We start from the raw sequence: 20726 nt of genomic DNA, 5'->3' as shown, positions 1-20726 counted from the left end.
GGATGCAGTTCGCCGACTTCCATGCGGGCCAGGTCATCGAGGCCGGCCCCTACGTGCTCACCGAAGCCGAGCTCGTGCAATTCGCGCGGGCGTACGACCCGCAGTGGTTCCACACCGACGCGCACGCCGCCGCCGACAGCCCCTTCGGCGGGCTCATCGCCAGCGGCTGGCACACCTGCGCGATCGCGATGCGGCTGGTGGTCGATGCGGTGCTGGCGGGGTCGGAGTCTTTCGCGTCGCCTGGCCTCGAGCAGGTGCGCTGGCCGAACCCGGTGCGGCCCGGCGACGCGTTGCGCCTGGTGGCCGATGTGAGCGAGGTGCGGCGTTCAGAGAAGCGGCCCACGCTGGGCATCCTGCGTTGGCGCTGGCGGCTGTTCAACCAGCGCGAGCAGATGGTGCTCGAGGTGGACGTGACCAGCCTGTTCAAGCTCAAGCCCGCGGCTTGAGCGCTGCCCCAAGAAAAAACCCGCAACGCGCGAGCGCTGCGGGTTTTTGTGTGTGTGACAGCCTGGTTGTTACTTGGTCAGGTCGACCGCGCCGGAGCCCTTGGCCTTGCCGTTGGCCTTCACGCCCGCGCCGGGGGCCTTCAGCCCGCTGCCGGCGGAACCTGCGGCGCCGGTCGCGCCGTTGAGCGTGCCGCCGACGGTGTTGGTCAGGCCGCCGGTGGTGTTGCCGACGGCGCCTGTCGCACCGCCCACCGTGCCGCCGACCGCGCCGGTCGCGCCGCCGAGCAAGCCGCCTGCCGATTGGCCCAGGCCGCCTGCGGCGTTGCCGGCACCACCCGCGTTGGCAGACGTGCTGGCGCCTGCGGCCGCGCCGGTGTTGGCACTGGCAGCGCTACCTTGTGCAGGTGCTGCCTTCGCGCCCGCCGAGGTGTTCACGTCGGCATTCACGCCCACGCCTACACCCACGCCTTGCGCCTGCGCCATGCCGCTCACGGCCAGAAGGCCGGCGAGCAGGGCGCCGACGAAGATTTGCTTGTGTTGTTGTTGCTTCATGTGTGACTGTTCCTTTCGTTGAATGGTCACGAACCGGCTTTCGGCTGGTTCGGGTTGCACCTTCAGCGTTGGTACACGTGTCGCCGTGTGCGCGACAGTCGCCCTTGCGTGTGGGAACTGGCTGTCAGCGGCGGCGGGGGCTCGCGCGTTCGCATCGACACGTCGGACAAGGAAAGACCCGACGGCGCGCAGGTGCAAACCGCCACTGGGCGCGCACGCTCCAACACACGCAACTAATAATGTTGCATGAAACGAGACAGCAAGCTTTCAGGCGTTCTCCACGTGCTGCTGCACATGGCCGAGATGGACGGCCCCGTCACCTCCGAGTCGCTCGCGGTCGCGATGCACACCAACCCCGTTGTCGTGCGGCGCGTGATGGCGGGCTTGCGGCAGGCCGGCTTCGTGAGCTCGGCCAAGGGGCATGGCGGCGGCTGGGTGCTGTCGTGCTCGCTGGGCGCGGTCACGCTGGGCGACATCCACAACGCCGTCGGGGCGCCCGCGTTGCTGGCCATGGGCAACCGCACCGAGAGCCCGGGCTGCATCGTCGAGCAGGCCGTGAACGCCGCGCTCGACGGCGCCTGCCAGGAGGCGGAGGCGCTGCTGCTTCGGCGTTTCAACAGCATCACGCTGGCCGACCTCTCCAAAGACTTTCATCGCCGCATGACGGGCGGCGGCTTTACCTTGAAGGACATCGAACATGCGCCATGACGCCTTGATCGTGGGCGGCAGCTTTGCCGGCCTTTCCGCTGCCATGCAGCTCGCCCGTGCGCGCCGTAACGTGTGCGTGGTCGACGCGGGCGCGCCGCGCAACCGCTTCGCCGCGCAGTCGCACGGCTTCTTCGGACAAGACGGCGTGCCGCCGCTGAAGATGATTGCCGACGCGCGCGACAAGCTGCTCGCGTACCCGACGGTGCGGTTCGTGCAGGCCAGCGTTGCCGCTGCGAGCGTCGACGACGCGGGCGGGTTCGCCGCCACGCTCGACAACGGCGAGCAGCTCTCCGCCCACAAGCTGCTGCTGGCCTTCGGCGTGCAAGACGGCTTGCCCGACATTCCCGGCGTGCGCGAACGCTGGGGCACCAGCGTGCTGCACTGCCCCTACTGCCACGGCTACGAATTCGGTGGCCGGCGACTGGGCCTGCTGTTCGCCGGCGCGCTGCCGCCGGACCACGCGTTGCTGATCGCCGAGTGGGGCCCGGTCACGTTCTTCTTGAACGGCAGCGACACACTCGACGCCGAGGTGCGCGCGAAGCTGCTGGCGCGCGGCGTGACCATCGAGCCGGGGCGCGTCGCCGGCCTCGAAGGCCCGGGCACCGACCTGGCTGCCGTGCGGCTGGACGACGGACGGCGCGTGCCGATCGACGCGCTGTACGTCGTGCCGCGCACGCGTCCGGCCAGCCCGCTGGGCGAGCAGCTCGGCTGCGCCTTCGACGAGGGCCCGCTCGGCCCGGTGCTGCGCGTGGACGCCATGAAGATGACGACCGTGCCCGGCGTGTACGCGGCGGGCGATGCGGCCATGGCGTTCACCAATGCCACGCTGGCTTCGGCGGACGGGCTGACGGCGGGTGTTTCATTGCACCGGTCGCTGGTGTTCGGCGGCTGATTTCAAATTTTTTCGACAAATCGGTGAAAGTGCCAAAAAAGCACCCTATAATCTGAGGCTGTCGCGGGAATAGCTCAGTTGGTAGAGCGCAACCTTGCCAAGGTTGAGGTCGAGAGTTCGAGACTCTTTTCCCGCTCCAAATCGCGCAAAAAGGCCACCTCACAAGGGTGGCCTTTTTCATTGGCGATTCGGTTCTCGCGGTTCAGTTGCTGCGTCAGCCGTCACTTCAGTTCCTGGCCGGCAGCACCGTCCCCCGGCTCTCCCCGAACCCGATGCGCGCATGCCCGGGCTTTTCGCACCAGCCGCGCAAAAGCACCGCGTCGCCGTCTTCCAGAAAGCTGCGCTGTTCGCCGTTGGCCAGCGTGACCGGGCTTTGCCCCGCGCGCGCCAACTCGATGATTGCGCCCGCTTCGCCCTCGCCGGGCCCCGAGATCGTGCCGCTGCCGAACAGGTCGCCCGGGTTCAGGCTGCAGCCGCCCATGGTGTGGTGCGTCACCATCTGCGCCACGCTCCAGTACTGGTGCCTGAAGCTGGTGGCCGACAGGCGCGACGGCCCCGTCTTCTCGTTGCGCGCCTTCTCGCTTTCGAGCCACACCTCGAGCCGGATATCGAGCGCGCCGCTCTCGCGATTGGCTGCGTTTTCTAGGTAGGGCAGCGGTTGCGGATCGCCCGCGGCCCGCGTCCACGCCTGGCGATAGGGCGCCAGCGCCTCCATCGTCACGATCCACGGCGAGATCGTGGTGGCGAAGTTCTTCGCCAGGAAGGGCCCGAGCGGCGCCATCTCCCAGAACTGGATGTCGCGCGCCGACCAGTCGTTGAGCAGGCAGATGCCGAAGATGTGCTCGCCCGCGTGTTCCAGCGCAATCGGCTCGCCCTGCGCATTGCCCGTGCCGATCCACACGCCCAGCTCCAGCTCGTAGTCGAGGCGCGCGCAGGCTTGATAGGTCGGCGCCTTCGCGCCCGGTGCCATGGCTTGCCCCATCGGGCGGTGAAAGCGCTGGCCGCTCACGCCGATGGTCGACACGCGCCCGTGGTACGCCGTCGGAATCCAGCGAAAGTTGGGCGTCACGTCGCCGTCGGGGTTCATCAGGCGGCTGATGTTCAGCGCGTGGTCGATGGATGTGTAGAAGTCGGTGTAGTCGCCGATGCGCGCGGGCACGGTGTATTCGACCTCGGCCTGCGGCACCAGGCAGTCGCGCAGCGCCTGCACGGTGGCGCTCGGTGCGTCGTGCTTCAGCAGCTCGAACAGCGCGTGGCGCAGCGCCTTCCACGCGCCCTTGCCGAGCGCGAAGAAATCGTTCAGCGCAGGCAACGCGGCCGCGCGTGCCGCATCGCGCGCCGCACCGTGCGCGGGGCCGTCGAGTTGCTGCTTCGATGCCAGCGCCGCCAGGTCGAGCACCTGGTCGCCGATGGCCACGCCGCCGCGAAACGCCTCGGCGCTGCCCGCTCGGCGGAACACCGCGTGCGGCAGGTTCTGAATGGGAAAGTCGCAGCCCGCGGCGTTCGCCGAGTCGACCCAGCTGCGTGCATCGGCGTCGTGTGTGTGGTTGAGCGCGCTCATCTGCACACCCTTCACACCGACGCCATCAGCGCGTCGTCGAAGATCGCGACCGCGCGCGTCCAGCCCGCCGACGCGCCGCGGATCTTGTGCGGAAAGCAGCTGATGAAGAAGCCGGTGGGCGGCAGCACCTCGAGGTTGTGCAGCTTCTCGATGTGGCAGTAGCCGATGTCGCGCCCGGCCTTGTGGCCTTCCCAGATGAGCGAGGCGTCCTGCGTCTCGCCGTACTTCCTGGCGGTGTGCACGAAGGGCGCGTCCCAGCTCCAGGCGTCGGTGCCGGTAAGGCGCACGCCGCGCTCCAGCAGGTACATGGTGGCTTCGTAGCCCATGCCGGCGCCGGCCGACACGTAGTCGTTGTGGCCGTAGCGCGAGCCGGCGCGCGTGTTGACGACCACGATTTCCAGCGGGCTCAGCGTGTGGCCGATGCGTTTCAGCTCGGCCTCCACGTCGTCGGCCGTGACCACGTAGCCGTCTGCGAAATGGCGAAAGTCGAGCTTCACGCCCGGCTGGAAGCACCACTCCAGCGGCACGTCGTGGATGGCGATGGCGGGTTTCTTCTTGCCCAGCGCCTTGTCCATGGTCGAGTGGAAGTGGTACGGCGCATCGAGGTGCGTGCCGTTGTGCGTGGACAGCTGCACCAGCTCCACGGCCCAGCCTTCGCCGTCGGGCAGGTCTTCTTTCTTCAGGCCCGGAAAGAAGGGCTCGATCTGCTCGTAGGTCTGCTCGTGCGTGAAGTACTGGATCTTCGGCGCGAAGGCCGGCGGGTCGGACATCACGTCGTTCTCCAGGAAGATCGACAGGTCGACGAATTGGCGTGGCATGGGGAGGCTCCTTGTGTTTTCGTGGGAATGAAGAGGACGACGAAGCAAAGAGGGTCAGGGCTGCTGCCAGCGCAGCAGGCGCCGTTCGGCGAAGGCGAGCAGCGCGTTGCTCGCGAAGCCGATGAGCCCCAGCAGCACGATGCCGGCGAACAGCTCGCTGGCGCGGAAGGCGCGCGCGGCCAGCAGGATGGCCTGGCCCAGGCCGGTCTGCGAGGCGATCATTTCGCCCACCACCGCCACGATGAGCGCGATGGTCAGCGCCAGCCGCATGCCGGCCAGGATGTCGGGCATGGCGTTGGGCAGGCCCATCTTCCAGATGTACGCGGCGCGCGACATCTGCAGGCAGCGCGCCACTTCCGACAGGCGCGGCTCCACCGCCGCGAAGCCGTGCACCGTGGCCAGCAGCACCGGCCACATCGCGCCGAAGGCGACCACGAAGAGCACCATGCCGGGGTTGAGCCCGAAGATCGAAATGGCCAGCGGCAACAGCGCCGAGGCGGGCAGCGGGCGAATGAATTCGAGCGTTGGCTGCACCCAGGCGCGCACCGCGGGCGACACGCCGATGGCCGCGCCCAGCACCACGCCGAACAGCGACGCCAGCAACCAGCCTTCGACCATGCGCCCGACCGTGGCCCGCGTGAACGCGAGCAGCTCGCCGTTGCCCGAATCGCCGGAGAGGTTGAGCCCTTCGAGCAGGCTCGCGAAGGTGGCCTGCGGCGTCGGCAGGAACACGCGGCTGACCCAGCCCGCGTTGCTCGCGACCCACCACAACGTCACGAGCGCGAGCAGCACGCCCAACGAGCCGAGCCAACTCCAGCCCGCGCGTTCCCTGCTGCCGTTCATGGCTGCACTCCCATGCGCCGCGCCACGGTGCGTTGCAGCAGCAGCATGCCCGCGTTCACCGCAAAGCCCACCACGCCGATCCACCCCAGCCACGCGAGCATCAGCGCGGGGTCGAAGCTCTGCTGCGCGATCATCATCGCGTAGCCCATGCCGTTGGGGTTGGCGGCAATCTCGACCGTCACGGCCACGACCAGCGCCACCGCCACGCCGAGCCGCAGCGCCACGAACAGCCGCGGCACGATGGCTGGCAGCACGATCTTGAAGGCCCGCTCGCGCGCCGACAGCCCCAGCACGCGGCTCACCTCGAGCAGGCGCGGCTCCACCTGCTGCACCGCCGCCTGCACCAGCACCAGCAGCGGCCAGAAGGTGGCGAAGGCGACGATGGCCAGCTCCATGCGCACGCCGAAGCCAAAGCCCAGCATCGCGAGCGGAATCAGCGCGACCGAAGGCACGGGGCGCAGCACCTCGATGGACATCGACCCGAGCTGCGCCGCGCGGCGCGACAGCCCGAGCACCAGCCCCAGCGCAATGCCCAGCACCGCGCCCAGCAGCAGCCCGAGCGCCGCCGTGCCCAGCGTGAAGCCCGTGGCCTGCCAGAGCGAGCCGTCCATCGCCGCGCCCGCGAAGGCCTTGGCCGCGGCACTGGGCGGCGCGAGCGAGTCGCTGCCCAGCGCGGCGGCGCGCCGCGCGTACCACTCGAAGAGGCCGACGAGCACCACCGGAAGCACCCACGGCCGCACCCACCGGACGACGCCGCGCTCAGTCATGGCCCTGCTCGATGAAGGCGAACAGCTCACGCCGCAACTGCAGGTATTCGGGATGCTCCTTGGTCGTCAGCTGGTCGCGCGGGCGCGGGATCTTCACGTCGATCATTCGCGCGAGGCTGGGCCGGCCCGGGCCCGGGTTGGCCTGCAGCGCGATCACGCGGTCGCCGAGGTAGATGGCCTCTTCCAGGTCGTGCGTGACGAACAGCACCGTGAGCCCGTCGTCGCGCACCAGCCGCGCGAGCTCGTCCTGCAGGCTCTGGCGCGTGAGCGCGTCCAGCGCGCCGAAGGGCTCGTCCATCATCATCAGCTCGGGCTTCTGCGCCAGGCAGCGCGCAATCTGCGCGCGCTGCTGCATGCCGCCCGACAGCTGCACCGGAAACTTCTGCGCATGCCTGGCGAGCCCGACCTTGCCCAGCACGTCGGCGATGCGCGGCGCGCGCTCGGCCGCGGGCACGCCGGCCGCTTCGAGCGCCAGGCTCACGTTGCCTTCGACCGTGCGCCAGGGCAGCAGCGCGCGGCCGTAGTCCTGGAACACGAAAGCTACTTCGCGCGAAGGCTCGCTCATCTTCACGCCGTTGCGCCGCACCTCGCCCGCGCTGGCGGTGACCAGGCCGCTGGCCGCGCGCAGCAGCGTGGTCTTGCCGCAGCCGCTCGGGCCCACGATGCAGACGAACTCGCCGCGCGCCACGTCGAACGAGGTGGGCGAGAGAATCTCGCGCCCGCCCAGGCGGATGGCCACGCCGTCGAAGCGCAGGAACGGGGTGGTCTCTATCTCCGGGCCCGCCGGGCCCGCCTCGCCGTTGGTCGAAGGAAAGGCGCTGGCGGCCAACGCGGCACGCGCCACCACAGGAGCGGGTGCCGCGATCACTTGGCCACCAGCTTCGCCACGTCGATGTTCGTCTTGAGCATGTCCTGCTCCTTCATCAGCCCGGTCCAGTAGGCGAGCTGCTTCTCGGTCACCACGGGGCCGGGCGGAGAGACCTGCACCTTGGCCAGCACCTCGGGCGGCAGCTTGATGTACTTGCCGATGGCTGCGCGCACCTTGGCATCGTTCTTCGGCTGCTGCATGAACGCGCCGGCTTCCACCAGCGCCTCGCGAAACGCGCGCGCCGCGCCCGGGTTCTTCGCCACCCAGTCGCGCTTGGCCGCATGCACGATGGTCTGGTTGTTCTCGGGCAGGAAGGTCGAGTAGTACGAGGCCACGTAGCCTGCGCCGCTCTCTGTGATGCGGCTCATGAACGGGTCGGCCGACACCACCGCGTCGACCGAGCCGCCGCGCAGCAGGTCGGCATGCTGCGGGAACGCGGCCTCCACGAAATTGACCTTGCGGTAGTCCACGCCGCTGTCCTTCAGCCATGCGCGGAAGGTGACGTGCAGGAAGGCGCCCAGGCCGGGCACGCCGATCTTCTTGCCCACGCAGTCCTGCGGGCCCTTGATGCCCGAGCCCGCGCGCGCCACCAGGCCGAAGCCGGTGATGGTCTTCGACGTGAGGCCGCCGCCGGCCACCAGCACCAGGTCGAGCCCGCCGTCCACCGCCTGCAGGAACACCGAGGGCGTGGGCCCGCCGATCTGCAGCGAGTCGGACTGCAGCGCCGCCGGAATGGTCGAGTTCAGCGGAATGAACTTGAGCTCGACCTCGAGGCTGCGCTTCTTGAAGTAGCCCTCTTCGGCGGCCACGAACACCGAGGCGAAATCGGTCACGGCGGTGTAGCCGAACACGATCTTCGGGTTGGCCTGCGCGAAGGCGGGCAGCGTGGCCGACGCCGCCGACGCGGCCACCAGGGCCGAGAGCAGGGTGCGCCGTTTCATCGTGGGAGTGCTCGTCATGGGGTCTGTCTCCTGGGGGTGGTTCTTGTGCGTGGGGTCTTGGCGACTGCGGCTGCTGCGGCTGCTGTGGCGGCTGTGCTGGCCTTCGGCTTCGGCAGCGCCGCGCGCAGGCCACCGACGATGAAGTTCACCAGCATCGGCGCCACGGCGGGGTCGGCGCGCTTGTTCTCGCCGCGCGACAGGCGCTCGATGCGGCTGTCGTTCAGGTGGTGCAGCAGCGAGCCCAGCGCGAACTGGTAGCCCCAGGCGGCCTGGCTGCGCGTGGCGTGCGGCAGCGCGGCGTGCAGCGCGTCGATGTAGGCCTCGGCCAGCGGGTCGAAGTAGCTGCGCAGCACGCGGTCGGCTTCCTCGGTGGCGTGGTACAGCTCGCGCGCCACCAGCAGCGCGTAGTACTCGCCCTCGGCGCTCGCGCGCAGCGCCAGCACGGGCGCGGTGAAGGCGTCGATGATGCGCGGCAGCGTACGCGCGTCGTCGGGGGCGATGTCCACCGTGGCCAGGCCGGCGAGCCGTGCCTCGATGGAGTGGCCCCAGTGCTCGAAGATGGCGTGGAACAGCTCGTGCTTCTGGCCGTAGTAGTAGCCCACGAGCGCCAGCGGCACGCCGGCCTCCTCGGCAATCTGGCGGATCGTGACCACGTGGTAGCCGTGGCGCGCAAAAAGCTTCTCGGCCGCCAGCAGGATCGCCTGCTTGCGGTCGGGCCGCGCAGTCTCGGGCGTGACTGCGGCGGCGGCTGGCGTGGGGGCGCGCGAGGCGCTGCGCCTTGTGGCAGGTGTGCGGGTGCTCATCGGGGCGTATTGAACGCTTGTACAAAAACATTGAACACGCGTACAAACCCTGAGGTCAACCCTCATTGAGCATGGTGGTTCGCAGCGCTACGCTCGTGACATGCCTCCTTCATCTCAGCCTTCATCGCAGTCCTCGTCTCCCTCTACCGACACCGCTTCGAGCACGGTTCCCGGCGTTGCCCGCAACGTTCCCCAGATCCGCCTTTACCAGGACTGGCTGCGCACGCAGCGCGGCCTCTCGTTCGACAGCTACGACGCGCTGTGGCGCTGGTCCGTGACCGACCTGGACGCCTTCTGGCAGAGCATCTGGGACTACGCCCGCATCGAGTCGCCCACGCCGCACACCGCGGTGCTGGCCGAGCGGCGCATGCCCGGCGCGCGCTGGTTCCCGGGCGCCCAGGTCAACTACGCGCGCGAGGTGCTGCGCCATGTCGACGCCGCGCACGCGGCCGGCATGCCGGCCATGGTGAGCGACAACGAGCGCGGCGAGGTGCGCGAAATGTCGTGGCCCGAAATGCGCCGACAGGTCGCCTCCGTGGCGCTCACGCTCAAGTCGCTGGGCGTGCAGCGCGGCGACCGCGTGGCCGCCTACATGCCCAACGTGCCCGAGACCATGGTCGCGTTCCTGGCGTGCTCCAGCATCGGCGCCGTGTGGAGCGTGTGCGCGCCCGACATGGGCACCGCCGCCGTGGCCGACCGCTTTCGCCAGATCGAGCCCAAGGTGCTGATCGCGGTGGACGGCGTGCACTACGGCGGCAAGCCGCTCGACCGCAGCGGCGTGCTGCAGGAGCTGCGCGGCCAGCTGCCCAGCGTGCGCAAGCTGCTGCTGGTGAAGTCGCCGTACGCCACGCAGGCCGTGCCGCACGACGTCGAATGGGTGCACGCCACCGACCGCTACGACGACAAGGTGGCGGCCTTCGAGCCCGAGTGGCTGCCCTTCGACCATCCGATCTGGATCGTGTATTCCAGCGGCACCACCGGCCTGCCCAAGCCCATCGTGCACGGGCAGGGCGGCATCATCCTCACCATGCATGCCTGCGGCCTGCACAACGACGTGGGGCCCAGCTACGGCGCCAACAACTTCGGCGAGCGCTACCACTGGTACAGCTCCACCGGCTGGGTCATGTGGAACTCGCAGCTCTCGGGCATGGCCTTCGGCGCGACCATCTGCATCTACGACGGCAACCCGGCCGGCAGCAAGGACAAGCCCGACTGGGGCGTGCTGTGGCGCTTCGTGGCGCGCCACAAGGTCACCTTCTTCGGCGCGGGCGCGGCCTACTTCACCAACTGCATGAAGGCCGGCCTGGTCGCGAAGGACTGCGGCGACCTCTCGCGCGTGCGCGCGCTCGGCAGCACCGGCTCGCCGCTGCCCGAAGAGGTGCAGCGCTGGGGCTCGCGGCAGATCCTCGACGCGGGCTCGAAGGACGTGTGGTGGTGCAACATCTCGGGCGGCACCGACTTCTGCGGCGCCTTCGTCGGCGGCAACCGCGAGCTGCCCGAAGTGCCGGGGCAGATGCAATGCCGCGAACTCGGCCACGCCGTGGAGGCCTGGAACGAGAGCGGCCAGCCTGTCATCGGCGAGGTGGGCGAGCTGGTGTGCACCCAGCCCATTCCGTCGATGCCGCTGTACCTGTGGGGCGACGAGGGCAACGCGCGGTACTTGTCGAGCTACTTCGACACCTACCCCGGCGTATGGCGCCACGGCGACTGGATCAAGATCGGCACCGACGGCGGCTGCGTCATCTACGGGCGCAGCGACGCCACCATCAACCGCCAGGGCCTGCGCATGGGCACCAGCGAGATCTACAGCGCGGTCGAAGGCCTGCCCGAGGTGCTCGACTCGATGGTGGTCGACCTGGAGTACTTGGGCCGCGACAGCTACATGCCGCTGTTCGTGGTGCTGCGCCCCGGCGTGGCGCTGGACGACGCGATGCGCGCGCGGCTGAACAACGCCATCAAGACCTCGCTGTCGCCGCGCTTCGTGCCCAACGACATCTTCCAGGTGGCCGAGATTCCGCGCACGCTGTCGGGCAAGAAGCAGGAGCTGCCGATCAAGAAGCTGCTGCTGGGCCAGCCCATCGAGAAGGTGGTCAACCGCGAGGCCATGGCGAACCCCGCGAGCCTCGACTGGTACGTGGCCTTTGCCGCGGAGCGCGCGGGCGCGGCCACGACTTCGGCCACGACTTCAGCATGAGGCAGCAATGAACAGGCGCACCAACCTGCTGGGCTTTTTCGCATGGGCGAGCGCTTCTTTGTTGAGCGCCTGCGCGATGCCTTCCACGCCTTCCACGCCTGCGGCCTCCGGTGCCTCCACCGCCGCGCTGCGCGTGAGCGGCACCGTCGCCTACCGCGAGCGCATGGCCCTCGACCCCAAGGCCGTGGTCGTGGTGCAGCTGCTCGACGTGTCGCGCATGGACGCGCCTTCCACCGTGCTGGCCGAGCAGCGCATCGAAGCCAACGGCAGGCAGCCGCCCTTCGCCTACGAGCTGAAGGTGGACGTCGCGCGCATCGACCCGCGCATGCGCTATGCGGTGTCGGCGCGCATCTTGCGCGGCGAGCAGCTGCTGTTCATCAACGACACGCAGCATCCGGTGCTCACGCAGGGCGCCGGTGCCAGCGTGGACCTGGTGCTGGTGCGCGTCGCGCAGGCCCCGCGCTGACCCGGCGGCAACCCACTCGGCATCAACTCGACATCAACTCGTCAGGAGCTCGTACAGCACCATGCGCGTCTGCCGGCCGCGCAGCTCCACCAGCTCCTCGATGCGCCGCGTGTGCAGCCGGCCGGCCAGCCCGGCAAAGGTCACCTCCGACATCAGCATCTGCGTGCCCAGCTGCTTGTTGATGCCCTCGATGCGGCTCGCCACGTTGATGACGTCGCCGAAGGCCGTGTAGGACAGCCGGTCGTTCGAGCCCAGCACGCCCGCGATCACCGTGCCCGTGTGGATGCCGATGCGCGTGCGGAACTCGGGCAGGCCCTGGTCCTGCCACTTCTGGTTGAGCTCGCTCATTTCCACATGCAGTTCCAGCGCGGCCAGGCAGGCCTTGTGCTCCGCGTCGGGCAGGTCGGCCGGCGCGCCCCACAGCACCATGATGCCGTCGCCGATGAACTTGTCGACCACGCCGCCGTGCCGCGCGAACACGCCGGTGGCCAGGTTGAAGTACTCGGTCAGCATGCCCACCAGCACGTCGGTGTCCAGCGACTCCGAGATCGAGGTGAAGCCCTCCACGTCGGTGAACATCACCGTGATGCGGCGCGGCGAGCCGTTGGGCGCGAGCGCGTTGCCTTCGTCGATGAGCTGGTTGATCACGTCCACCGGCACGAACTTGCTGAAGGCCCGCAGGCTGCGCGCGGAGTCGTCCAGCGCCTGGTCCAGGTGCTGGATCTCCAGCACCCGGCTGGTCTCGCGCGGCAGGTTGTCCAGCTCCAGCAGGCCGATGCGCCGCGCGATGTGCGAGAGGTTTTCCACCGGCGAGGTCACCAGCTTCGACAGCCTCAGCGACATGAACAGCGAGATCGCCAAAAAGGCCAGCGCCATCAGCAGCCCCCACAGCACCGCGCGGCGCAGGTCGCCCAGCAGCATGTCCTCGGGGACCCAGCTCACCAGCTGCCAGCCGGTGGCGGGAATGCGCGATGTCTGCGCCAGGTAGCGCCGCCCTTCGTGGGTGAACGAGAACTCCGTGTCGTCGCCGCTGCCGGCCGTGCCGTCGGCCAGCATGTGCTGGTGCAGCGCGCCCAGCACGCCGCTGGGCGCGTCGAGCTTGTGCATCACGCCCGGCTGGTCGCTGCGCGCGAGCACGCGGGCGTCGGCGCTCAGCAGGGCGCTGTCGCCGTAGCCGCCGCTGCTGAACTGCCGCACGAACTCCGACAGCCGCCCCAGCGACACGTCGCCCGCCACCACCAGCGCCTGCGGGCTGCTGTCCGCGTAACGGCGCTTGCTGGGCAGCGCGTAGGTCACACCCAGCTCCTGCGCGGCCGCGAACACGTAGGGCCGGGTCCAGATCGGGCCCTGCGTGCGGCTGGCTTGCAGGTACCAGCTGCGCTGCGTCGGGTTGTAGTCGCTGCGGTACGAGGCGATGCGCTGCGTGGCGTAGCGCTGCTGCACGTCGGCCTCGGCGTCCAGCGGCAGCTTGTACTGCCAGGTCTCGGTGGTGAAGCCCGCGCCGAGTTCGATGTGGCGCATGGCCGGCACCGGGTAGCGCAGGGCCATCAGCATCTGGCCCCGCTCGTTGCTCACGTAGATGCTGTCGAGCTCGGGCGACTGCTGCAGCAGCGTCCACAGCAGCTCGGCCGTGTGCTCCGACTGCTCGCCCGCGGGCCGCAGGCTGGGCGCCGTGCCCACCGCGTTGACGACCGACTCGGCCTTCTGCAGAAAGGCCAGCACCTTGTCCTCGGTGCGGTCGTGGTTCGACTTGTGGGCCGACACGCCGATGCGCGACACCAGCCGCTGCGAGCCCCAGTAGCCCAGCGACACGAGCAGCAGTGACTGCGCCAGCGCCACCGCGCTGACGATGGTGCCCACGTCGACCCTGAAGCGGCGTGAGCGCCCGGGCGGCGCAGCCGCCGTGGCGGCGACAGGTTCCATCGGCGGCTTTGCGGCCGCGGCCGAGTTTCCGGTCGAGTTCCCGGACGAGTTCTTGTTCATGCAGCTCCCTGGCATCCATCGGACACACCCGCGGCGCCAAGGCCGCGGGTCGGCCTGCGGAGAGCCCACGGCCCCGATCGTGTGCGTCAGGGATCCTGGTGAGTGCCGCAGGCGGGCGAGATTTTCGCTTGTGTTCGCGGGCGGGGTGTCTCAGGCCTGTCTAGACCGGATGCCCGGCAAGGCCCGGTAGCGCCAAGTGATGCTCGGCAAGGGCGCCGCGGCGGCGCCGCTCAGCCCGCGTCGTGAAAGATCAGCCCCAGCGTGTGGCGCCGGCCCGAGCGCAGCCGGCTCACGCCGTGGCGCATCGTCACGCGGTAGCTGCCGCGCGTGCCCGTCACGGGACGCTGGTTGACCGCGAAGATCACCGCCTCGCCCTGCGCCAGCGACACCACCTCGGCGCGCGACTGCATGCGCGGGCGCTGCTCGGTCAGCACGAACTCGCCGCCCATGAAGTCTTGCCCCGGCACGCTCAGCAGCACCGTGAGCTGCAGCGGAAACTGCAGCTCGCCGTACAGGTCCTGGTGCAGGCAGTTGTAGTCGCCCGCCTCATAGCGCAGCAGCAGCGGGGTGGGGCGCAACTGGCCCGCGGCGTGGCAGCGCGCGAGGTAGGCGGCGTGCTCTGGCGGGTAGTCGGCCGGCTGGCCCATGGCCGCGGCCCAGGCGTTGGCCAGGGGCGCCAGGCGTTCGTACAGCGCGCTGCGCCAGGCCGCGAGCTTCTTGGGCAGCGGGTACGCGAAGTACTGGTACTCGCCCTGGCCGAAGCCGTGGCGATGCATCACGACGCGGCTGCGAAAGCGCTCGCTCTCGTCGTACATCGCGATGAGCGCGGCGCATTCGTCGGGCGTGAACACGGGGCCGGCGATGGCGCAGCCGCGTGCGGCAAGGTCGGTTTCGATGCGGGGCCAGTCGAACGCCGCGACCTGGGAGGCGGGAGATGTCATGGCATGCAGTGTGTCGTTTCAGCGGGCGCGCGGCTCGCCGTTTCCGGACACGTCTTTCAGCCGCTCGCAACGCAACGAAACACAAGAGCAATGCAGAGCACTCGCGAGGCAGAATTCCGCGCATGACCCCATCGAACCCTTCCCCCGACAAGGCCGGCGCCGACTGGCAACTCCCCTGGAGCGGCGGCTGCCGCTGCGGCCAGGTGCGCCTGCGCATCACCGCGCCGCCGCTGCTGGCCATGGCCTGCCATTGCACCGGCTGCCAGCGCATGAGCGCCAGCGCGTTCTCGCTGTCGCTCGCCATTCCGACGCCGGGCTTCGAGGTGGTGTCGGGCGAGCCCGTCATCGGCGGGCTGCATGGCGACTCGCACCACTACTTCTGCCCGCACTGCAAGAGCTGGATGTTCACGCGCACAGAAGGCATGGACCAGTTCGTCAACCTGCGCCCCAGCATGCTCGACCACCACGAATGGGTGGCGCCCTACGTGGAGACCTGGACCGACGAGAAGCTGCCCTGGGCGACGACGCCGGCTAAGCACAGCTTCGGCGCGCTGCCTGCGATGGAGGCGTTCGCGGGGTTGATCGAGGCGTATGCGAAGGAGGGAGCTCGGCCTGACAGACCTTTCAGGCCGGTCAGCCCTCCCGCGCCTGCGCGATGAGCCAGTCACTGAAAAACTTCAGCAACGGCCGCTGGTCCGCGCGCTCCGGCGTGACCAGGTAGTAGTTCCGCTCCCCCGACAGCGGCCGCGCGCACGCCACCACCAGTTCGCCGCGCGCCAGCTCGTCGGCCACCAGCATCGTCGGCATCAGCGCCACGCCCAGGCCTTGCGAGGCCGCCGCCGCGAGGATGGAGAACAGCTCGTAGCGCGGCCCGCCCCGCGCGTTGGGCGCGTCGATCTGCTGCGCATCGAACCACTGGCGCCAGCCGTCGGGCCGGGTGCTCTGCTGCAGCAGCGGCATCTTCGCGATGGCCGCGGGCGTCACGGCCTTCGCCTTGTGCCGGTGAGCCTGCAGGAGCGACGGGCTGCACACCGGCACCACGTCCTCGTGCATCAGCAGCAGCGCATGCGTGCCCGCCCAGTTCTCGACCTGCGCGGGCGTGCCGGCATACAGCGCGGCGTCGAACTCCGCGTCGGCGAACAGAAAGGGCCGCGTGCGCGTCTCGATGTGCACCACCACGTCGGGCTGCAGCGCCGCGAAGCTTTTCAGCCGCGGCATCAGCCAGCGCGTGGCGAAGGTGGGCACGGCCGCCAGCGACAGCGAGCCGCCTTCGCCCTGGTGCGCCATGGCGTCGAGCGCGTCGCGCTCCATGGCCTGCAGCCGCATGGCGGTCTGCCGCGCGTAGGCCGCGCCGCTGGCCGTGAGCGCCACGCCGTGGCGCGTGCGGCGGAACAGCGCCACGCCCAGGAAGGCCTCGAGCGTGCCGATCTGGCGCGACACCGCGCTCTGCGTGAGCGCAAGCTCCTGCGCGGCGCGCGTGTAGCTCTCGTGGCGCGCGGCGGCGTCGAAGCACACCAGGGTCTGCAGGGGTGGGATCTTGCGGCGCATGTATGCCTGGAATGTATGAATGGGAACGGGGCCTTGCCAATGGAGATGCGGCTCCAACATCTTGCAAGACATTCTACGAACGCATATCTGGGTGCGGAATCCTCGTTTGCCTCGGGGCCCCCGGGTGGCTAGGATCGGGCCATTCCCTTCAATTTTTCCTTCAATTTTTTCTCTTCCGGAGACAGCCACATGGCCGCCAAAGCGCAATTCCACTGGGACGACCCCCTTCTTCTCGACCAGCAACTGACCGACGAAGAACGCATGATCCGCGACGCGGCCAATGCCTACTGCCAGGAGCGCCTGGCGCCCCGCGTCATCGAGGGTTTCCGCACCGGCGAGACCGACCCGGCCATCTTTCGTGAAATGGGCGCGCTCGGCCTGCTGGGCCCGACGATTCCCGAGCAATACGGCGGCCCCGGCCTCAACTACGTGGCCTACGGCCTGATCGCCCGCGAAGTCGAGCGCGTTGACTCGGGCTACCGCTCGATGGCCAGCGTGCAGAGCTCGCTGGTGATGGTGCCCATCTTCGAATTCGGCACCGAAGGCCAGAAGCAGAAGTACCTGCCCAAGCTCGCCACCGGCGAATGGATCGGCTGCTTCGGCCTGACCGAGCCCGACCACGGCTCCGACCCCGGCAGCATGGCCACGCGCGCCAAGAAGGTGCCGGGCGGCTACTCGCTCAGCGGCTCGAAGATGTGGATCAGCAACTCCCCCATCGCCGACGTGTTCGTGGTGTGGGCCAAGGAAGTCAGCGAAAGCGGCACGGTCGGTCCCATTCGCGGCTTCGTGCTCGAAAAGGGCATGAAGGGCCTGAGCGCCCCGGCCATCCACGGCAAGGTGGGCCTGCGCGCCAGCATCACCGGCGAAATCGTGATGGACGGCGTGTTCTGCCCCGAAGAAAACGCCTTCCCCGAAGTGCAAGGCCTGAAGGGCCCCTTCACCTGCCTGAACAGCGCCCGCTACGGCATCTCGTGGGGCGCCCTGGGGGCCGCCGAAGACTGCTGGCACCGCGCCCGCCAGTACACGCTGGACCGCAAGCAGTTCGGCCGCCCGCTGGCCGCCAACCAGCTCATCCAGAAGAAGCTGGCCGACATGCAGACCGAGATCACGCTGGGCCTGCAAGGCAGCCTGCGCCTGGGCCGCATGAAGGACGAGGGCATTGCCGCGGTGGAAATCACCTCGATCATGAAGCGCAACAACTGCGGCAAGTCGCTGGACATCGCCCGCATGGCGCGCGACATGATGGGCGGCAACGGCATCAGCGACGAGTTCGGCGTGGCGCGCCACCTGGTGAACCTGGAAGTGGTGAACACCTACGAAGGCACGCACGACATCCATGCGCTCATCCTGGGCCGCGCCATCACCGGCATCGCAGCGTTCGCGAACTGATCGAAGGCATGAGCAACAAGCCCGCAGCACTCGACGGCATCAAGGTCCTCGATCTGTCCCGCGTGCTCGCGGGCCCGTGGTGCACGCAGATACTGGCGGACCTGGGCGCCGACGTCGTCAAGATCGAGCGCCCCGGCGTCGGCGACGACACGCGCACCTGGGGCCCGCCCTTCATCAAGGACGCGGACGGCAACGACACGGACCAGGCCAGCTACTTCACCGCCTGCAACCGCAACAAGCGCTCGGTCACCATCGACATGGCCACGCCCGAGGGGCAGGCGCTGCTCAGGCAGATGGCGGCGCAGGCCGACATCGTGGTGGAGAACTTCAAGACCGGCGGCCTGAAGCAATACGGCCTCGACCAGGAAAGCCTGCGCGCGGCCAACCCGCGCCTCATCTACTGCAGCGTGACCGGCTTCGGCCACGACGGCCCCTATGCCGAGCGCGCGGGCTACGACCTGATGATCCAGGCCATGACCGGCATGATGAGCATCACCGGCCGCCCCGACGAAGTGCCCGGCGGCGGCCCTCTGCGCGTGGGCGTGGCGCTGACCGACCTGTTCACCGGCGTGTACGCCAGCACCGCCATCCTGGCGGCGCTGCAGGTGCGCGACCGCACCGGCGAAGGCCAGCACATCGACATGGCGCTGCTCGACGTGGGCATGGCCATCCTCGCGAACCAGGCCAGCGCCTTCCTCAACACCGGCAAGGCGCCCGGGCGCCAGGGCAACACGCACCCCAGCCTGGCGCCGTACCAGGACTTTCCGACGCAGGACGGCGCCATGCTGCTGGCCGTCGGCAACAACGGCCAGTTCGCGCGCTTCTGCGAAGCGGCCGGCCACCCCGAATGGGCGAGCGACGCGCGCTTTGCGACCAACACGCTGCGCGTGAAGCACCGGCTGGTGCTGATCCCCATGATGGAAGAGCTCACGCGCACCCGCACGACGGCTGCATGGGTCACGCTGCTCGAGGACAAGGCCGTGCCCTGCGGCCCGATCAACGACATCGCCCAGGCCTTCGACGACGCGCAGGTGCAGGCGCGCGGCCTGAAGGTGACGCTGCCGCGCGACGCGGGCGACGGCATCGCCAGCATCACCGGCGTGGCGAGCCCGCTGCGCCTGTCGGCCACGCCGCCGGTGCTGCGGCATGCGCCACCGGCGCTGGGCCAGCACACGCGCGAAGTGCTGGCTGAAATGGGCATCGACGCAGCCCGTTTCGACTCCCTGCGTTCAGCCGGCGTCGTCTGACCCGGCCGCTGGCCGCGCGGCCAGCACGAATTCGATGCGCCTCGCCCTCGCGGCGAGGCGCATCGCCGCCTGCGGCGCCTGACGCCCTGCACACCCGGCACACCCGGCACGCTCAGCCGCCTTGCCGCGGCAACCCCCTCCAGAGATTTGTACGCCACTGTGTCCGGGTGGCGCGGCGTACACACGCGCATGCAAAGGGGCGGGGGTCTCGACACATCGGAGATACAGCCGGTCGATGTAATTCATTCATCGCCACCGACGGACACCCCACAGAGGCGGCGATGGTGCTCAAGCAGCACTTGCCCCGTTCATCGTCACCTCATTCATCTTCGAAAGACACTGCCATGCCAACCACCAAGCTCCTGATCGCCGCCGCCGCTCTCAGCGCCTTCGCCATGGGCGCCAGCGCAGAGACCTACCAGGGCGTCCTGCAATTCCAGTCGAACGCCAGCCGCTCCGCCGTGCAGGCCGGCGCTGTCGTCGCCGCCCACAGCGCCGATGCCTATGCCGAAGGCGCATCCGCAGGCGCGCCCACCGTGGTGGCCGGCCTGGGCGACCGTGCCCAGGCACGTGCCGACGCCATTGCCGCCGCCCGCGCCGGAAACATCTACGCCGACGGCGCGGGCGCAGGCCCCGACGAGCGCTTCGCCAGCACGCTGGACCGCGCCACCGTGCGCGCCCACGCCGTCGCCGCCGCTCACGGCGTGGACCGGCTCGCGCTCTGAGCCGCTTCATTCCCCCGCATTCATCTCACCCAAGGAACCCTCATGTCCGACAAGCAAGTCCTCTACACCGGCAAGACCCGCACCACCGGCGGCCGCCAGGGCGCCTCGCGCAGCAGCGACGGCCACCTCGACATCCAGCTCTCGCCGCCCGGCGGCAACGGCACGGGCACCAACCCCGAGCAGCTGTTCGCCGCGGGCTGGTCGGCCTGCTTCATCGGCGCGATGGGCCTGGCCGCCGGCAAGCTGAAGGTGAAGCTGCCGGCCGACCTGGCGGTGGATGCCGAGGTCGACCTCGCCAACCAGGACGGCCAGTACTTCCTGCAGGCCCGCCTGAACGTGAGCCTGCCGGGGCTCGATCGCGAGGTCGCGCGCCAGGTGGTAGCCACCGCGCACCAGACCTGCCCGTACTCCAAGCTCACGCGCGGGAACATCGAGGTCGAGTTGAACCTGGTCTGAGGCTTTGGCCTGTCGTGGGCCCCGCTGGTCAACGGCCGGGCCCGCGCTCAGCGGCGTCGGGCGCGCAAGCGCGTCAGCCCGCGCGCCCGATGATCGCCACGCCGAACACCACCACGCCCAGCACCAGGTTCATGCCCACCAGCTGGCGCACCGTGTTCAGCAGCGAGGCCGCCTTGGGCCACGCGCTTTCTTCCACCGCGCGCCGCAGCGCCCTGAACACCGAGGCGCGGATGTACACGTAGATGGCCGCCATCACGATGGCGATGCTCATCATGGCCTCCACGCGCCAGTGCACGCCGCGAAAACCGCCGGTCGCCAGGATCATCGTCACGCCCGTCACGAACAGCAGCGTGACCGACGCGTCCACCCCCACGAAGAAGCGCCGCAGCGTGGCCGCCATCATGCGCAGGCGCAGCGGCGGCTCCAGCGTGGCGACGGCGGCGGGGCGCACCGCGAAGTGCATGGTGGCCATGCCGCCGACCCAGAAGGCGGCGCACAGCAGGTGGATGAAAAGCGGGATCAGGTAGGACATGGGGCCCGATCAGAACACCGAAGGGCCGGCGCGCGCAACGTGCCGG

General features: G+C 69.4%; 22 protein-coding genes and 1 tRNA gene. 11 read left to right on the top strand and 12 right to left on the bottom strand.

Going from position 1 to position 20726, the window contains the following annotated elements; translation table 11 throughout:
• The first annotated feature begins 2 nt into the window (after window positions 1-2).
• Window positions 3-446 (top strand): MaoC family dehydratase, encoded by a 444-nt coding sequence (locus tag QTI51_RS27380; protein WP_116911815.1) that lies wholly within the window; start codon window positions 3-5, stop codon window positions 444-446.
• 69 nt (window positions 447-515) lie between these two features.
• On the opposite strand, the gene QTI51_RS27375 is transcribed toward QTI51_RS27380, so the two are convergent.
• Window positions 516-998 (bottom strand): adhesin, encoded by a 483-nt coding sequence (locus QTI51_RS27375; protein WP_116911816.1) that lies wholly within the window; start codon window positions 996-998, stop codon window positions 516-518.
• Window positions 999-1244: 246 nt separating this feature from the next.
• Here QTI51_RS27375 and QTI51_RS27370 point away from each other — a divergent pair, with 246 nt between their 5' ends.
• The 3 genes from QTI51_RS27370 (at window position 1245) to QTI51_RS27360 (ending at window position 2737) form a co-directional block, all read left to right on the top strand.
• The gene (locus tag QTI51_RS27370) at window positions 1245-1706 is read left to right on the top strand and encodes an RrF2 family transcriptional regulator (protein WP_116911817.1); all 462 of its coding nucleotides are present in this window, start codon (window positions 1245-1247) and stop codon (window positions 1704-1706) included.
• On the top strand, window positions 1696-2598 hold the full coding sequence (locus tag QTI51_RS27365; protein ID WP_116911818.1) for an NAD(P)/FAD-dependent oxidoreductase: 903 nt from the start codon (window positions 1696-1698) through the stop codon (window positions 2596-2598). Before QTI51_RS27370 ends, QTI51_RS27365 begins: the two co-directional genes overlap by 11 nt.
• A 63-nt stretch (window positions 2599-2661) precedes the next feature.
• Window positions 2662-2737: transfer RNA gene (locus tag QTI51_RS27360), tRNA-Gly, on the top strand.
• An 87-nt stretch (window positions 2738-2824) separates the two neighbouring features.
• On the opposite strand, the gene fahA is transcribed toward QTI51_RS27360, so the two are convergent.
• Genes fahA through QTI51_RS27325 form a run of 7 tightly spaced genes read right to left on the bottom strand, consistent with a single transcriptional unit; the run spans window position 2825 to window position 9199 of the window.
• Window positions 2825-4159 carry a fumarylacetoacetase gene (fahA, locus tag QTI51_RS27355; protein WP_116911908.1) on the bottom strand — a complete coding sequence of 445 codons (1335 nt, stop codon included), beginning with the start codon at window positions 4157-4159 and terminating at the stop codon, window positions 2825-2827.
• A gap of 11 nt (window positions 4160-4170) precedes the next feature.
• A complete protein-coding gene (locus QTI51_RS27350; RefSeq protein ID WP_116911819.1) occupies window positions 4171-4977 on the bottom strand; it encodes a cyclase family protein in 807 nt (268 codons plus the stop codon).
• Between the two features lie 54 nt (window positions 4978-5031).
• Window positions 5032-5820: an ABC transporter permease gene (locus QTI51_RS27345; protein ID WP_116911820.1), complete on the bottom strand. Its 789-nt coding sequence runs from the start codon at window positions 5818-5820 to the stop codon at window positions 5032-5034.
• Window positions 5817-6587, bottom strand: a complete 771-nt coding sequence (locus QTI51_RS27340; protein ID WP_116911821.1) for an ABC transporter permease — start codon at window positions 6585-6587, stop codon at window positions 5817-5819. Before QTI51_RS27340 ends, QTI51_RS27345 begins: the two co-directional genes overlap by 4 nt.
• Window positions 6580-7455 (bottom strand): ABC transporter ATP-binding protein, encoded by an 876-nt coding sequence (locus tag QTI51_RS27335; RefSeq protein WP_116911822.1) that lies wholly within the window; start codon window positions 7453-7455, stop codon window positions 6580-6582. The genes QTI51_RS27340 and QTI51_RS27335 overlap by 8 nt, the downstream gene beginning before the upstream one ends.
• Window positions 7452-8414, bottom strand: a complete 963-nt coding sequence (locus QTI51_RS27330) for an ABC transporter substrate-binding protein (RefSeq protein WP_286516842.1) — start codon at window positions 8412-8414, stop codon at window positions 7452-7454. The genes QTI51_RS27335 and QTI51_RS27330 overlap by 4 nt, the downstream gene beginning before the upstream one ends.
• Window positions 8411-9199 (bottom strand): TetR/AcrR family transcriptional regulator, encoded by a 789-nt coding sequence (locus QTI51_RS27325; protein WP_116911824.1) that lies wholly within the window; start codon window positions 9197-9199, stop codon window positions 8411-8413. The genes QTI51_RS27330 and QTI51_RS27325 overlap by 4 nt, the downstream gene beginning before the upstream one ends.
• A gap of 100 nt (window positions 9200-9299) precedes the next feature.
• Between QTI51_RS27325 and QTI51_RS27320 the strand changes: the two genes are divergently transcribed.
• Both QTI51_RS27320 and QTI51_RS27315 read left to right on the top strand, forming a co-directional pair.
• On the top strand, window positions 9300-11393 hold the full coding sequence (locus tag QTI51_RS27320; protein ID WP_286516841.1) for an acetoacetate--CoA ligase: 2094 nt from the start codon (window positions 9300-9302) through the stop codon (window positions 11391-11393).
• 7 nt (window positions 11394-11400) lie between these two features.
• Window positions 11401-11859: a YbaY family lipoprotein gene (locus QTI51_RS27315; protein WP_116911825.1), complete on the top strand. Its 459-nt coding sequence runs from the start codon at window positions 11401-11403 to the stop codon at window positions 11857-11859.
• A 33-nt stretch (window positions 11860-11892) separates the two neighbouring features.
• Here QTI51_RS27315 and QTI51_RS27310 read toward each other — a convergent pair whose 3' ends face one another.
• The gene (locus tag QTI51_RS27310) at window positions 11893-13842 is read right to left on the bottom strand and encodes an adenylate/guanylate cyclase domain-containing protein (RefSeq protein WP_116911826.1); all 1950 of its coding nucleotides are present in this window, start codon (window positions 13840-13842) and stop codon (window positions 11893-11895) included.
• 230 nt (window positions 13843-14072) lie between these two features.
• The gene (locus QTI51_RS27305; RefSeq protein ID WP_116911827.1) at window positions 14073-14783 is read right to left on the bottom strand and encodes a 2OG-Fe(II) oxygenase; all 711 of its coding nucleotides are present in this window, start codon (window positions 14781-14783) and stop codon (window positions 14073-14075) included.
• Between the two features lie 122 nt (window positions 14784-14905).
• Between QTI51_RS27305 and QTI51_RS27300 the strand changes: the two genes are divergently transcribed.
• A complete protein-coding gene (locus tag QTI51_RS27300) occupies window positions 14906-15442 on the top strand; it encodes a GFA family protein (protein ID WP_116911828.1) in 537 nt (178 codons plus the stop codon).
• Here QTI51_RS27300 and QTI51_RS27295 read toward each other — a convergent pair.
• The gene (locus QTI51_RS27295) at window positions 15417-16331 is read right to left on the bottom strand and encodes a LysR substrate-binding domain-containing protein (RefSeq protein WP_116911829.1); all 915 of its coding nucleotides are present in this window, start codon (window positions 16329-16331) and stop codon (window positions 15417-15419) included. The two genes, QTI51_RS27300 and QTI51_RS27295, sit on opposite strands and share 26 nt — an antisense overlap.
• 189 nt (window positions 16332-16520) lie before the next feature.
• Between QTI51_RS27295 and QTI51_RS27290 the strand changes: the two genes are divergently transcribed.
• The 4 genes from QTI51_RS27290 (at window position 16521) to QTI51_RS27275 (ending at window position 20148) form a co-directional block, all read left to right on the top strand.
• Window positions 16521-17720 carry an acyl-CoA dehydrogenase gene (locus QTI51_RS27290; protein ID WP_116911830.1) on the top strand — a complete coding sequence of 400 codons (1200 nt, stop codon included), beginning with the start codon at window positions 16521-16523 and terminating at the stop codon, window positions 17718-17720.
• Window positions 17721-17728: 8 nt separating this feature from the next.
• Window positions 17729-18967: a CaiB/BaiF CoA transferase family protein gene (locus tag QTI51_RS27285; protein WP_116911831.1), complete on the top strand. Its 1239-nt coding sequence runs from the start codon at window positions 17729-17731 to the stop codon at window positions 18965-18967.
• Between the two features lie 344 nt (window positions 18968-19311).
• Window positions 19312-19692: a helicase SNF2 gene (locus tag QTI51_RS27280; RefSeq protein ID WP_116911832.1), complete on the top strand. Its 381-nt coding sequence runs from the start codon at window positions 19312-19314 to the stop codon at window positions 19690-19692.
• Between the two features lie 42 nt (window positions 19693-19734).
• On the top strand, window positions 19735-20148 hold the full coding sequence (locus QTI51_RS27275) for an organic hydroperoxide resistance protein (protein ID WP_116911833.1): 414 nt from the start codon (window positions 19735-19737) through the stop codon (window positions 20146-20148).
• A 73-nt stretch (window positions 20149-20221) separates the two neighbouring features.
• On the opposite strand, the gene QTI51_RS27270 is transcribed toward QTI51_RS27275, so the two are convergent.
• Window positions 20222-20680 carry a CopD family protein gene (locus tag QTI51_RS27270; RefSeq protein ID WP_116911834.1) on the bottom strand — a complete coding sequence of 153 codons (459 nt, stop codon included), beginning with the start codon at window positions 20678-20680 and terminating at the stop codon, window positions 20222-20224.
• Window positions 20681-20726: the final 46 nt, after the last annotated feature.

Source organism: Variovorax sp. J22G73, from assembly GCF_030317035.1.
Lineage (GTDB): Bacteria > Pseudomonadota > Gammaproteobacteria > Burkholderiales > Burkholderiaceae_C > Variovorax.
The sequence above is the reverse complement of the archived record's forward strand: the minus strand, read 5'-3'. Positions and strand labels throughout refer to the sequence as shown.